At 66.1% G+C, this 13,078-nt stretch carries 13 protein-coding genes and 1 pseudogene; 5 read left to right on the forward strand and 9 right to left on the reverse strand.

Annotated features, from left to right (window positions below):
- Window positions 1-20: 20 nt before the first annotated feature.
- The 4 genes from G6N43_RS22365 to fabG are packed head-to-tail and all read right to left on the reverse strand — an operon-like array spanning window position 21 to window position 3,851.
- Window positions 21-698 carry a GntR family transcriptional regulator gene (locus G6N43_RS22365; RefSeq protein ID WP_083150339.1) on the reverse strand — a complete coding sequence of 226 codons (678 nt, stop codon included), beginning with the start codon at window positions 696-698 and terminating at the stop codon, window positions 21-23.
- A gap of 2 nt (window positions 699-700) precedes the next feature.
- The gene (locus G6N43_RS22370; protein ID WP_083150338.1) at window positions 701-1,897 is read right to left on the reverse strand and encodes an acyl-CoA dehydrogenase family protein; all 1,197 of its coding nucleotides are present in this window, start codon (window positions 1,895-1,897) and stop codon (window positions 701-703) included.
- The gene (locus tag G6N43_RS22375; protein WP_234810055.1) at window positions 1,894-3,051 is read right to left on the reverse strand and encodes an acetyl-CoA C-acetyltransferase; all 1,158 of its coding nucleotides are present in this window, start codon (window positions 3,049-3,051) and stop codon (window positions 1,894-1,896) included. The genes G6N43_RS22370 and G6N43_RS22375 overlap by 4 nt, the downstream gene beginning before the upstream one ends.
- Window positions 3,052-3,110: 59 nt before the next feature.
- Window positions 3,111-3,851: a 3-oxoacyl-ACP reductase FabG gene (fabG, locus tag G6N43_RS22380; protein ID WP_083150336.1), complete on the reverse strand. Its 741-nt coding sequence runs from the start codon at window positions 3,849-3,851 to the stop codon at window positions 3,111-3,113.
- A gap of 116 nt (window positions 3,852-3,967) precedes the next feature.
- Here fabG and G6N43_RS22385 point away from each other — a divergent pair, with 116 nt between their 5' ends.
- Window positions 3,968-5,152: an acyl-CoA dehydrogenase family protein gene (locus G6N43_RS22385; RefSeq protein WP_083150335.1), complete on the forward strand. Its 1,185-nt coding sequence runs from the start codon at window positions 3,968-3,970 to the stop codon at window positions 5,150-5,152.
- Window positions 5,149-5,976, forward strand: a complete 828-nt coding sequence (locus G6N43_RS22390; protein ID WP_083150334.1) for a mycofactocin-coupled SDR family oxidoreductase — start codon at window positions 5,149-5,151, stop codon at window positions 5,974-5,976. The genes G6N43_RS22385 and G6N43_RS22390 overlap by 4 nt, the downstream gene beginning before the upstream one ends.
- Before the next feature lie 86 nt (window positions 5,977-6,062).
- Here G6N43_RS22390 and G6N43_RS22395 read toward each other — a convergent pair whose 3' ends face one another.
- The 3 genes and pseudogenes from G6N43_RS22395 to G6N43_RS22405 form a co-directional block, all read right to left on the reverse strand.
- Window positions 6,063-6,515, reverse strand: coding sequence for a MaoC family dehydratase (locus G6N43_RS22395; protein WP_083150333.1), 453 nt, complete (start codon window positions 6,513-6,515; stop codon window positions 6,063-6,065).
- An 11-nt stretch (window positions 6,516-6,526) separates the two neighbouring features.
- A pseudogene (purU, locus tag G6N43_RS22400) lies at window positions 6,527-7,138 on the reverse strand (formyltetrahydrofolate deformylase); the annotation flags it as partial.
- 88 nt (window positions 7,139-7,226) lie between these two features.
- Entirely contained in the window at window positions 7,227-8,150 is a 924-nt protein-coding gene (locus tag G6N43_RS22405; RefSeq protein ID WP_083150332.1) for a hypothetical protein, read from the reverse strand.
- Between the two features lie 271 nt (window positions 8,151-8,421).
- Here G6N43_RS22405 and G6N43_RS22410 point away from each other — a divergent pair, with 271 nt between their 5' ends.
- From G6N43_RS22410 to G6N43_RS22420, 3 genes are all read left to right on the forward strand, one after another.
- Entirely contained in the window at window positions 8,422-9,654 is a 1,233-nt protein-coding gene (locus G6N43_RS22410) for an acyl-CoA dehydrogenase family protein (RefSeq protein ID WP_083150331.1), read from the forward strand.
- 12 nt (window positions 9,655-9,666) lie between these two features.
- Window positions 9,667-10,791 carry an acyl-CoA dehydrogenase family protein gene (locus G6N43_RS22415; RefSeq protein ID WP_083150330.1) on the forward strand — a complete coding sequence of 375 codons (1,125 nt, stop codon included), beginning with the start codon at window positions 9,667-9,669 and terminating at the stop codon, window positions 10,789-10,791.
- Between the two features lie 124 nt (window positions 10,792-10,915).
- Window positions 10,916-11,827 carry a DMT family transporter gene (locus G6N43_RS22420; RefSeq protein ID WP_083150329.1) on the forward strand — a complete coding sequence of 304 codons (912 nt, stop codon included), beginning with the start codon at window positions 10,916-10,918 and terminating at the stop codon, window positions 11,825-11,827.
- Here the strand turns inward: G6N43_RS22420 and G6N43_RS22425 are convergent.
- Together G6N43_RS22425 and G6N43_RS22430 are read right to left on the reverse strand one after the other, a co-directional pair.
- Complete coding sequence (locus G6N43_RS22425; RefSeq protein WP_083150328.1) at window positions 11,793-12,419, reverse strand: TetR/AcrR family transcriptional regulator; 627 nt, start codon at window positions 12,417-12,419, stop codon at window positions 11,793-11,795. The genes G6N43_RS22420 and G6N43_RS22425 overlap by 35 nt on opposite strands.
- A complete protein-coding gene (locus tag G6N43_RS22430; RefSeq protein WP_083150327.1) occupies window positions 12,416-12,997 on the reverse strand; it encodes a TetR/AcrR family transcriptional regulator in 582 nt (193 codons plus the stop codon). Before G6N43_RS22430 ends, G6N43_RS22425 begins: the two co-directional genes overlap by 4 nt.
- Window positions 12,998-13,078: the final 81 nt, after the last annotated feature.

The raw sequence follows: 13,078 nt of genomic DNA on the forward strand, positions 1-13,078 counted from the left end.
TAGGTGACCCCTCCCGATACTTAGGTGACCACTCCCCGCGCCGTGAGGTGCTCGATCAGCGGCTGCGCTCCCTCGGCGAGGTGCTCCGACATCGCTGTGCGAGCGAGGTCTTCGTCGCGCTTCTCCAGCGCGTCAAGCACTCGACGATGGTGCTTGTTCGACCTCTCCGGCCAGCCCGCGATGATCGGGAACACCGACTCCGGTGCGTAGCGGGTGATCTGCGACATCAGCTGAGCGAGCTTCGGAGAGTCCGACGCGACGTTGATCGCGCGGTGAAACTCGTGGTTCAGCTTCACCGCCAGTTCGTCGTCGTCGGCGGCATAGGCATCTTCGAGATGCGACTGAATCCGTTGCAGCTCATGCAGCTGCTCGTCGGTGATGTTCGCCGCAGCACGGGCGGCGAGTTCACCTCCGATGTAGGCCTGCACGTCGGATACATCGGTCAGATCGCGACCCGTCACGGGCAGCACCACGAAGCCGCGGTGGGGCTGCTGCGCCAGCAGCCCCTCCGCTTTCAGTTCGAACAGCGCCTCGCGCACGGGTGTCACACTGATACCGAGATCTGCCGCCAATTGGTCCAACCGCACGTATGTGCCTGCGGCATAAGTGCCGTCGAAGATGCGCTTGCGCACGATGCGCGCGACATCTTCGGCCAGTTGCGTCCTGGCCAGCGCCTGCGGAATCTCGGGAACGGACACGGTCAGATCCGATAGTCGTCGGCGAGCAGTCGCTTGCTGATGATCTGCTTCTGGATCTCGCTCGTCCCCTCACCGATCAACAGGAAGGGGGCGTCGCGCATCAGCCGCTCGATCTCGTACTCCTTCGAGTAGCCGTAACCACCGTGGATTCTGAAGCTCTGCTGGGTGACCTCGGCGCAGAACTCGCTCGCAAGGTACTTCGCCATCCCCGCCGCGACATCGTTGCGCTCGCCGGAGTCCTTCAGCCGGGCGGCGTTGACCATCATCAGATGTGCCGCTTCGACTTTGGTCGCCATCTCAGCCAGCTGGAACGCGATCGCCTGGTGCTCCGCGATCGGCTTGCCGAACGTCTGCCGCTGCTGCGCGTACTTCACGGCCAGCTCGAACGCACGGATCCCGACGCCGCAGGCCCTGGCGGACACGTTGACGCGTCCCACCTCGATGCCGTCCATCATCTGGAAGAAACCCTGGCCGGGCGCTTCACCGAGGATGTCGCCCGCCTGAGCGACGTACCCGTCGAAGATCAGCTCCGTCGTGTCGATACCCTTGTATCCGAGCTTGTCGATCTTCCCGGGAATGGTCAGTCCGGGTACGACTTCGCCGAAGCCCGTTGGCTTTTCGATCAGAAACGCGGTCAGGTTGCGGTGCGCCTTCTCGGCGCCCTCGTCGGTACGCACCAACGCGGCGACCAGCGTCGAGCTACCACCGTTCGTCAGCCACATCTTCTGGCCGTCGATCGTGTAGGTGCCGTCGTCGTTGCGCTTGGCCTTGGTGCGGATCGCGGCGACGTCGGATCCGAGCTCGGGCTCGGACATCGAGAACGCGCCGCGCGTCTCACCGGTCGCCATCCGCGGCAGATAGTGCTGCTTCTGCGCATCGGTCCCGTGCTGGCGGATCATGTACGCGACGATGAAATGGGTGTTGATCACCCCGGAGATGCTCATCCAGCCGCGGGCGAGTTCCTCGACACACAGCGCATAGGTGAGCAGCGATTCCCCGAGCCCGCCGTACTCCTCGGGAATCATGAGCCCGAAGAGGCCCATCTCCTTCATCTGGTCGACGATCGCCTGCGGATACGTGTCGGCGTGCTCGAGCTCCTGTGCCGCAGGGATGATCTCCTTATCGACGAATTGCCGTACGTTGGCGACGATTTCGGTCTGCAACTCGGTCAGGCCGAGCGTCTGCGCAAGCCTGGTCACGCCCCTACCCTTTCGAACACGGCGGCCAGGCCCTGCCCGCCGCCGATGCACATCGTCTCCAGCCCATAGCGGGCCTCGCGACGCTGAAGCTCCCGCGCCAGGGTGGCGAGCATCCGTCCGCCGGTGGCCCCGACCGGGTGTCCCAACGAAATACCGGAGCCGTGCACGTTGGTCCGGTCGAGGTCGGCCGCGCCGAACTTCCACTCCTTCATCACCGCCAGCGCCTGCGCGGCGAACGCCTCGTTGAGTTCGATCAGGTCGATGTCGCTCAGCGACAGTCCCGCCTTCGCGAGCGCCACCTCGGTCGCCGGTACGGGACCGATGCCCATGATGTTGGGCGCAACTCCCGCAGAACCCCACGACACCAGCCGTACCAGCGGAGTCAGGCCAAGCTGCTCGGCCCTGTCCGGGGTGGTGACGATGCACATGGACGCGGCATCGTTCTGCCCGCTGGCGTTGCCCGCCGTGACGGTCGCATCTGGGTCACTCTTGAGCAGAACGGGTTTCAGCTTGGCCAACGACTCCACGGTCGTGTCGGCGCGCGGATGTTCGTCGGTGTCGATGATCTCCTCACCCTGGCGGGTAGGGACCCCGACGGGGATGATCTCCTCGGCGAGGATGCCGTCCTTCTGCGCGGCGACCGCCCGCTGGTGCGACGTCACCGCCAGCTCGTCCTGCTCCAGCCGCGAGATTCCGTACTGCTTGCGCAGGTTTTCGGCCGTCTCCAGCATGCCCCCGGGCACCGGGTAGTGCCGCCCACCCGCGGTGGTGCGTCCGCGCGCCAGCGCGTCATGCACCTGGACACCCGATCGCGCTCCACCCCAACGCATATCCGTCGAGTAGAAGGGGACGTTGCTCATGCTCTCGGCACCGCCTGCGACGACGAGATCGTTGTCGCCGCTGGCGACCTGCAGGCACGCCTGAATCACCGCCTGCAGACCAGAGCCGCATCGGCGGTCGACCTGCATGCCGGGCACCGTCACCGGTAGGCCGGCGTCCAAAGCCACCACACGTCCGATCGCCGGCGCCTCGCTGCTCGGATAGCAGTGGCCCAGAATGACATCCTGCACCGCGTCGGGTGCGACCCCGGTGCGCTCCAGCAAGCCCTTGAGCGCTGTCACGCCGAGGTCCACCGCCGTCAGCGATTTGAACATGCCGCCGTATCGCCCGATCGGTGTGCGCACCGGTTCACAGATGACGGCCTCGCGGGTGCTCACAGGTGCCGTCCCCCGGTGACCTCGAGCACCGTCCCCGTCATGTAGGACGACAAATCGCTGGCGAGGAACAGTGCCACCTTGGCGACCTCCGACGGTTCACCCGCCCGGCCCATCGGCACCTCGGCGACCTTCGAGTCCCAAATCCGTTGCGGCATAGCCTCGGTCATCGCGGACCTGATCAGCCCCGGCTGGATCGCGTTCACCCGCACGCCGAGGTGCGCCAGCTCCTTGGAGGCCGCCTTCGTCATGCCCACGATGCCCGCCTTGGCAGCCGAGTAGTTCGTCTGCCCGATCATCCCGACCTTGCCGGAGATCGACGACATGTTGACGATCGCGCCGCGCTTGTTCTCCCGCATGATCGCCGCCGCCGCCTTCAGCCCGTTCCACGTGCCCTTGAGGTGGACCGAGATCACCTGATCGAATTGATCCTCGGTCATCTTGCGCAGCGTCGCGTCGCGCGTGATGCCCGCGTTGTTGACCATGATGTCCAATGAGCCGAACTGTTCGACGGCGGCGGCGACCAGCCCGTCGACCTCATCGGCTTTGGTCACATCGCAGCGCACGGCGAGTGCGACCTGATCGCCGCCCAGTTGTTTCGCCGCGGCCTCAGTGGCACCGAGGTCCAGATCGCCGAGCACCACACGCGCCCCCTCGGCGATGAACTGTTCCGCGATCGCATACCCGAGACCCTGCGCACCACCCGTGATGACGGCGGTCTGTCCGGTCAACAACGACACCTGATCACTCCTCTTGGCTAGCGGAAGCCCGGTAGGGGGCCCGTCGGTCGCACATCATATTTCATATATGATTTCCCGGTCCATGGGCCCACTCGCCGGAGAGGAACGTCCCCCCGATGACGACATCCGAGACGACACCCGAGGTCAGCGACGAGGATTTCCAGGAGATCCTGGCGCAGACACGTCACTTCGTCCGCACCGCCGTCGTCCCCCGCGAGCAGGAGATCCTCGCCGACGACCGCGTGCCCGACGATCTGCGCGAGCAGGCCAAGAAGATGGGTCTGTTCGGCTACGCGATCCCGCAGGAGTGGGGCGGGCTCGGCCTGAATCTCGCGCAGGACGTCGAGCTCGCGATGGAGCTGGGCTACACGTCGCTGGCGCTGCGCTCGATGTTCGGCACCAACAACGGCATCGCCGGACAGGTGCTCGTGGGATTCGGCACTGATGAGCAGAAGTCGCGCTGGCTCGAACCGATGGCGACCGGCGAGGTCGTCGCCTCGTTCGCGCTGACCGAACCGGGCGCCGGGTCGAACCCGTCGGGGCTGCGGACCAAGGCCATCCGCGATGGCTCAGACTGGATCATCAACGGCCAGAAGCGATTCATCACCAATGCGCCGACGGCCAACCTGTTCGTCGTCTTCGCACGCACCCGTCCGGCGGACGACGCCGGCGCAGGCATCGCGGTCTTTCTCGTGCCCGCCGACACCGACGGCGTGGCGGTTGGTGCCAAGGACGCCAAGATGGGCCAGGAGGGCGCATGGACCTCCGACGTCAGCTTCGACGACGTTCGCGTGCCCGCAAGCGCACTCGTCGGCGGCAGCGAGGACATCGGATACCGGGCGGCGATGACCTCGCTGGCGCGGGGCCGCGTCCACATCGCCGCGCTGGCCGTCGGCACCGCGCAACGCGCACTCGACGAGTCCGTCGCATACGCGGCCACCGCCACGCAGGGCGGCACGCCGATCGGCAACTTCCAGCTCGTACAGGCGATGATCGCCGACCAGCAGACCGGCGTGCTCGCCGGGCGGGCGCTGGTGCGCGATACCGCTCAGCTGTGGGTCAGCGGTGAAGACCGCCGCATCGCACCGTCGGCGGCGAAGCTGTTCTGCACCGAAATGGTCGGTCAGGTAGCCGATCTCGCGGTGCAGATCCACGGCGGCAGCGGATACATGCGTGAGGTTCCCGTCGAGCGCATCTACCGCGACGTCCGCCTGCTGCGCCTTTACGAGGGCACCAGTGAGATCCAGCGACTCATCATCGGGGGCAACCTCGTCAAAGCGGCACAAAAGGAGAGCAAATGAGCGGACGTCTCGCCGGCAGAGTAGCTTTCATCACCGGGGCGGCCCGCGGCCAAGGTCGCGCGCACGCCGTCCGGATGGCCAGCGAGGGCGCCGACATCATCGCCATCGACATCGCGGACAAACTGCCGGACTGCGCGCCGTATCCGCCTGCGACGCAGGAAGATCTGGACGAGACCGTCCGGCTCGTCGAAGCTACCGGCCAGCGCATCCTCGCCTCCGCGATCGACACGCGCGACCTCGACGGGCTGTGCACCGCGGTCGACGACGGTGTTGCCGCACTGGGCCGACTCGACGTCATCGTGGCAAACGCCGGCATCTCGGCACCGGCCCCGTGGAACGAGATCACGCCCGAGGACTTCCGAGATGTCATGGACATCAACGTCACCGGCACGTGGAACACCGTCATGGCCGGCGCACAAAAGATCATCGACGGCGGTCGCGGCGGGTCGATCATCCTGATCAGTTCAGCCGCCGGAGTGAAGTTCCAGCCGTTCATGATTCACTACACCGCCAGCAAGCACGCGGTCACCGGCATGGCTCGCGCATTCGCGGCCGAACTCGGCAAGCACTCCATCCGTGTCAACAGCGTGCACCCCGGCCCGGTCATCACCCCGATGGGCACGGTCGAGATGGCCGAGAAGATCGCCAAGGCGGCCGACGCCGACGGCAACCACGCCCTCCTCAATGTCATGACGCCGTTCCTACCGACCTGGGTCGCACAACCGGAGGACATCGCCGACGCCGTCTGCTGGCTCGCCAGCGACGAATCGAAACTGATTACGGCCCAGGCGATATCAGTCGACCAGGGTTCGACGCAGTACTGAACCGGCGCCACTCCCCCGCGACCAGACGCAAAAGTCCCCGAACACGCGGCGTGTCGGGGACTTTTGCGTCTGGTGGGCAGAGAAAGTTAACCCAGGAAGCGGACGATCGACTCCGCCACCGCGGCGGGCTTCTCCGAGCCCTCGATCTCAACGGTCAGCGTCATGGTCGCCTGCACGCCGCCGTCGAGCTTGTCCACCTTGCTGATCTCGGCACGGGCACGGATCTTCGCGCCCACCTTCACGGGGGTGATGAAGCGAACCTTGTTGTAGCCGTAGTTGATCGCCATCGCGACGTTGTTGACCGTGTACAGCTGATGCGTGAAGTGAGGCAGCAGCGACAGCGTCAGCAGGCCGTGAGCGATCGTCCCACCGAACGGTCCGCTCGCCGCCTTCTCAGGGTCGACGTGGATCCACTGATGGTCGTCGGTCGCGTCGGCGAACAGATTGACGCGTTCCTGCGTGACCTCGAGCCAGTCCGACGGTCCGAGCTGGGTGCCTTCCGCCGCGGCCAACTCGTCGAGCCCGTTAAACGTTTTCACTGCTGCTCCTCCTAGAAGACCACTGTCTGATTCTCATACCGGATGATCCGGTCCTCACAGTGCCACAACACCGCACGCGACAATACGAGGCGTTCCACATCGGCGCCTAGCCGGACCAGATCCTGGACATCCTGACGGTGATCCACCCGGACCACGTCCTGCTCGATGATCGGCCCCTCGTCGAGGTCTTCGGTGACGTAGTGCGCCGTCGCACCGACGAGCTTGACGCCGCGTTCCTTTGCCCGCCGGTACGGCGCCGCGCCGAGGAAGGCAGGCAAGAACGAGTGGTGGATGTTGATGATCGGGCAGCCCACCTCGGCCAAAAACCGCGGGGTGAGGATCTGCATGTAGCGAGCCAGCACCACCAGATCGACGTTGCCGCGCAACAACTCAAGCTGGCGGCGCTCGGCCTCCTCCCGGATGTCCTTCGTCGCCGGCACGTGCATGAACGGCACCGAGAACGCCCGCACCTGGTCGGCGAGATCCGGGTGGTTCGAGATCACCATCGCCACCGACATCTGAATCTCGCCACGGCGGTTGCGCCACAGCAGGTCCAGGAGGCAGTGGTCCGCCTTGGAGGCCATGATCGCGACGCGCTTGGGCTTCGACGCCTCGGTGAGCCGGCAATGAGCCCCGCCCCGTGTCCGGGTATTCCCTGGCCACCTACATCAGGGTGTCACAAGGCGGCACCGAAGGTGCCCGATCGAATCGCTACCGGCCGACGCTCGGATATCCGTCTCCCCAGGCACAACGCGCCACGGGGGTCTGGCCGCGCGTCTGGCGCAGACCGGCGTGCACCTGCCGAATGTCGGGACGGCACGGTGACATGGGTCGGGATGCCAGTGGCTCCGACGTGATCAACTCCAGCCGGCCGAACCGGCTCGCCTGCCGCCCGACGAGGCATACCTTCACGTCCGCGCCGCCGGCGCGCACCCGCTGCGGCGCGATCGTGTCGAGGCGCGGGTTGCTGGTGGCGATCGTGATGCCGTATCGGGCGTGCACGGCCAGTTCGCCGAGGGGTGTGTCGAACACCGCGCCGACAGCATCGCCGTCCTCGATCACCAGGCGTTGCAGCGTGCAGTCGGGCTGCAACTGGATGCCCCGGTCGTGCGCCTGTACCGCGACCCAGTCGAAAACCGAGCCGCCGGCACAGTCGTCAGGTGACATCGAGCCGATCTCGGCGACCTCGATCCGCTCCCCGTCGGCGATCCGCTGCGTCGTCGTCCCGAAGTCGGACAGCCGCGTGTGCAGAAATCCGTACGGCGACGCCAGGCATCGCGCCGCCCAATCGCGAAGCCGTGCGCCGACGAACGGCGCGATCGTGTGACCCGCCTCGGCGGGAACGTCCCGCACGACGCTGATCGGCACGTCGGCCGAGCGCGCGTGTTGACGGACCAGCCCGACATCGGAGGACAACGCGGCGAGATACGCGCTCGTCGCGGTGTCCGCGAAATCGGCGGGGTCCCAGAGATTCAGCCTCTCGGCGGGGATGGCGGACGCGTCGGCGGTGGTGCCGATACCCAACGATGCGGTGGCGAAGACGGTGGCGCCGAGATCGAAGACAGCGACCGCGCTTGCCAGCCCAGCGACACCGAAACCGGTGCACACCACGTCGACGTCCAGGTCCCAGTTCACGATCAGCTACCTAATTACTGCTGGTGGCCACAAGGCAGCATCGGGCCCTCGATGACTGAACCGAACCAGACAGTCGGAGTCACGTCGGGGCCCCTTAAGGGAGGTGCGGACTTCACATGAAGCATCCGGATTGACAAAAGCCTCGGCCAATGTAATGGATTTCGCTGAAGGCTGCCAGAGGAACAGTCTCCCCGCTTCGGCACCCGCGCGCGCTTCACCTAACTAACTAGGTTTACTCTCTGGATAGCGCTCTGCAGACAGGGGAACAAGCATGGACCTCACGTGGTCGGCGGCCGACGTGGCATTTCGCGACGAGGTACGCGAGTTTCTGGACGAGAAGCTGACACCTGAACTGCGACGGGCCGGTCGCCTCATGACGAGCGTTTACGCCGATCACGAGGCCAGCATGGAGTGGCAGCGGATCCTGCACGAACGCGGCTGGGCGGCGCCGGCATGGCCCGTCGAATACGGCGGCTGCGACTGGAGCCTGACCCAGCACTACATCTTCAGCCGCGAGTCCCAGCTGGCGGGCGCGCCCTCCTTGTCCCCGATGGGGATCCGCATGGTGGCTCACGCACTCGTCAAGTTCGGCACCGACGAGCAGAAGGACTTCTTCCTCCCCCGCATCCTGACCGGCGAGGTGTTCTTCTGCCAGGGCTACTCCGAACCGGAAGCCGGCTCCGACCTGGCCGCGCTGTCGATGCAGGCCGTCGACGACGGCGACGACCTGGTGTGCACGGGAAGCAAGATCTGGACAACGCATGCCCGCGAGGCGAACTGGATGTTCGCGTTGGTCCGCACGTCGAAGACACCGAAGAAGCAGCAGGGCATCACGTTCGTGCTCATCGACATGACCTCGCCGGGCATCCAGATCCGGCCGTTGGTCATGACCTCCGGTGAGGAGGTGCAGAACCAGGTCTTCTTCGACGAGGTCCGGGTGCCCAAGGCCAATGTTCTGGGCAAGATCGACGAGGGCTGGACCGTCGCCAAGTACCTGCTCGAGTTCGAGCGTGGCGGCGGCGCATCGTCGCCCGCACTGCAGGTGATGGCCGACGAGATCGCCACCGTCGCCGCCGATCAGCCGGCCCCGGGCGGTGGCTGGTTACTCGACGACCCCGCGTTCACCCGCAAGCTGGCCGACGCTCGCATCCGCACCCAGGTGCTGGAGATCCTCGAGTACCGCGTGCTCGCCGCCGTCGCCGAGGGCAAGAATCCCGGGGTGGCGTCGTCGATGCTCAAGGTGATCGCCACCGAGTTGAGCCAGACGCTGACCGAGCTCGCGATGGAGGCCGCCGGGCCGCGCGGCCGGGTCTACCAACCACACGCAACCTGTCCCGGCGGGCCGGTGACCGAGTACGAACCGCCGCCGGACGGCTACGTCAGCGGTGAGGAGTGGCAGGCGGTGGCGCCGTTGCGCTACTTCAACGACCGCGCCGGCTCGATCTACGCGGGCAGCAACGAGATTCAGCGCAATATCCTGGCCAAAGCGGCCCTCGGACTCTGATCGGGGTATGACATGGACTTCAATCTGAGCGACGAACAGGAACTGCTGCGCGACGGCCTGGGCAAGTTCCTGTCGACGCGATACGACCTCGAGAAGAGCCGCGCCGCGGCCAAGACGGGGCCGGGTTGGCAACCCGACATCTGGCGCGGCTTCGCCAACGAGCTCGGAATCCTCGGTGCCGCACTGCCCGAGGATGTCGGCGGTATCGGCGGCGGCCCCGTCGAGATCATGGTCATCGCCGAGGCACTCGGGCACGCGCTGGTGGTGGAGCCCTACGTCGACACCGTCGTCGTCGCGGGTGGCCTGCTGCACCGCGCGGGCGGCCCCGTCGCAACCGCCCTGCTGGATAAGATCGTCGAGGGCAACGCGATCGTCGCACTGGCCGCAGCCGAGGCCGGCTCGGGCGACCACTGGCAGGAAGTGTCGACGACTGCCGAGCGCGACGGCGACGGATGGACGCTGCGCGGGTCGAAGATCGTCGCGATGAGTGCACCGCTGGCCAGCCATCTGCTGGTGACCGCGCGCACCGCCAACGGCATCTCCCTCTTCCTTGTCGACCTGGACGCAACCGGCCCTGGCATCGAGATGCACAGCTATCGAACGGTCGACGACCGTCGCGCCGCCGACGTCACCTTCGACGGACTGCGGATTCCGGGCGACGCACTGCTCGGCGAGGAGGGGCAGGCCTGGCCCTCGATCGCCACAGCACGCGACGAAGGCGCCGCCGCCGTCTGCTCCGAAGCCGTCGGCTGCATGCGAAAGGTGTTGGCCGACACCGTCGAGTACGCCAAGCAACGCCACCAGTTCGGGCAGCCGATCGGCAGCTTCCAGGCTCTGCAGCACCGGATGGTCGACATGTACATGGAGCTCGAGCAGTCCGTCGCCGCCGTTTACCTCGCCGTCCTCAACCTCGAGGCTGAACCCGCGGTGCGCGCACAGGCGGTGTCGGCGGCCAAGGCCACGATCGGGCGCGCAGCACGCTTCATCGGCCAGCAGTCCGTGCAATTGCACGGCGGTATGGGGATGACGGAGGAACTCGCGATCGGCCATTACTTCAAGCGGCTGACGGCGGTCCAGTTCGAGTTCGGGTCGACGGACTACCACGTCAGCCGGTACGCGGAGCTGTCCAGGGCCTGACCATCGCTATCGACGTAATGCAGGAAAAGTTCGAGTAGGCGTCTGCATCCTGTCGCTTTCGATGTGATGGCGCGCCCGAAAAACCCTTCGACGGCCGCGGGTTCCGACTCGTAGGGTGGCGTGCGTGAGTTCGCGCGGATGGATCCTGTTCCTCGCGATGAGCATCATCTGGGGCATCCCCTACTTGCTGATCAAGATCGCCGTCGAGGGTGTCTCGGTTCCGGTACTGGTCTTTACGCGGGTCGCCGTCGGTGCGGCGGTGCTGCTTCCGCTCGCCCTGTCGCGTCGGACGGTGACGATCGTGCGCGACCACTGGAGGGCGCTGGCGGGTTTCGCGTTCTTCGAGATCATCGCCGCCTGGTGGCTGCTGTCAGACGCCGAACGTCATCTGACCAGTTCGATGACCGGTCTGCTGATCGCCGCCGCGCCGATCTTCGCCGCGCTGCTCGATCGCCTCACCGGCGGTGAGCGCCTCGGCGTCAAGCGCATCCTCGGTCTCGCCATCGGTATCTCCGGCGTCGCGGTTCTCGCGGGTCCGCACATCGGCGGCAGCACCTGGCCGATCATCGAGGTGTTATTGGTCGCGACGTGTTACGCGATCGCGCCGCTGATCGCCGCACGACACCTGAACGACGTGCCCGCGCTGCCGATGACGGCCGTGTGTCTGGGATTCGCCGCACTGGTGTATGCAGCGCCCGCCGCGGCGACGTGGCCGGATGAAATGCCTGCCACTCGAGTGCTTTTGGCGCTCGGTGGCCTCGCCGTTATCTGTACGGCGGTGGCGTTTCTGGTGTTCTTCGCCCTCATCCGCGAGGTCGGCGCCGCGCGGGCGTTGGTGTTCACCTACGTCAACCCCGTGGTGGCGTTGGCGGCCGGGGTGATCGTGCTCAACGAGCCGTTGACGGCGTGGAACGTCGCCGCGCTCGTACTCATCCTCGTCGGGTGTGTGCTCGCCACCCGTCGCCAGGCCGCTGTCTCAACCGAGGAGACGACGTCGGACCCTAACCCTGTCGCGCCTGGTCCACGTAGGCGGTGATCGTGTCGGTCAGCGCGCGCAACTCACGGCTGACATCGACCGGGCCCGGCACCGCCATCGTGGCAACCATGGCGCCCATCAAGGTGGTCCACACCAGATTGCCGACGGCATCGGCGCGCTCAGGCTCGAGCCCCTCGGCGACGTAGCGCCCGAGATCGGTGAGAGTCGTGAAGAGATCCAGCAGATGCCGCTGGTCGACGTCCGCTCGGCTGGCTCGGGTGGCGATCAGAATCTCCAGTGCCGCAATGGATGTCGGGCTCAAGAACGCCTCGGCGACGGTGTTGACGAGAAGTTCGGTCCTGGCACGTCCCTCGTATGAACCAAGTTTCGGTTCGACCTCGCGCAGTTTCGCGAGCAGTTCGCTGAATCCGCGGTCGACGACGGCCATCAACAGGCCGTCGCGGTCACCGAAGTGGTACTGAATCACTCCCCAGGTGACACCCGCACGCTCGGTGATGTGCTTGGCGCTCGCGGCGCCGAACCCCTCCTCGATGACACAGCGCACGGTCTCGTCGATGACGGTCGCCCGCGTGCGATCCGCGCGAACCTGCTTGCCATTCGCGGGACGACGCGGCGCGATATTCGAGGTCATGGTTGAGACGAAATCCTATCCCCACCAAGCTCTGCGAAAGCGGGCAAAACGAAACGCTCCACCACGCGACGCTCGGCGTCCGCATCGTCGACGGGCCAGTACAGCATCGACATGACGACGCGGACGATCCATTGCGCCGCTTCGGTGTCGTCCTCGGTGAGCCCGTTCAGGTCGGTCGCGAAACCGGCCACGACCGGAGATTCGGTGATCCACGTCATCGCCTGTCCGCTACGCAGCGAATTGACCAGCGACTGGCGCAGCGGATGCGACCGGATCTCCTTGAGCGCCACGGTGATCGCCCTCCCGATCCGTTCGGCTCCGGAGAGTCCGTCGACGGCGTCGCGCACGGTTGCCACGATTCGTGCCGCAGAACGCATCAAGACGGCGTCGCGGATCTCCGCCTTGCCGCCGGCGTGCCGGTAGACCGTCGCGCGCGAGCAGTGCACGCGGGCGGCCAGTGCGTCGACATCGAAGGCGTCCATCCCGTTGCGCGCGATCAGATCCATCGCCGCGTCGTAGATGCGCTCGGTCGCCGCAGTACGGCGATCACCACCGATCAGCCAGTCGCTGCGAGCCATGGGATCGATCTTCTCATCTTGAGACAAATATGTAGAGTCATCTCACCATTTGCACTGGCAGAAGCCGCCCCGTGAGACGAG

It is taken from the genome of Mycolicibacterium moriokaense, from assembly GCF_010726085.1.
GTDB lineage: Bacteria > Actinomycetota > Actinomycetes > Mycobacteriales > Mycobacteriaceae > Mycobacterium > Mycobacterium moriokaense.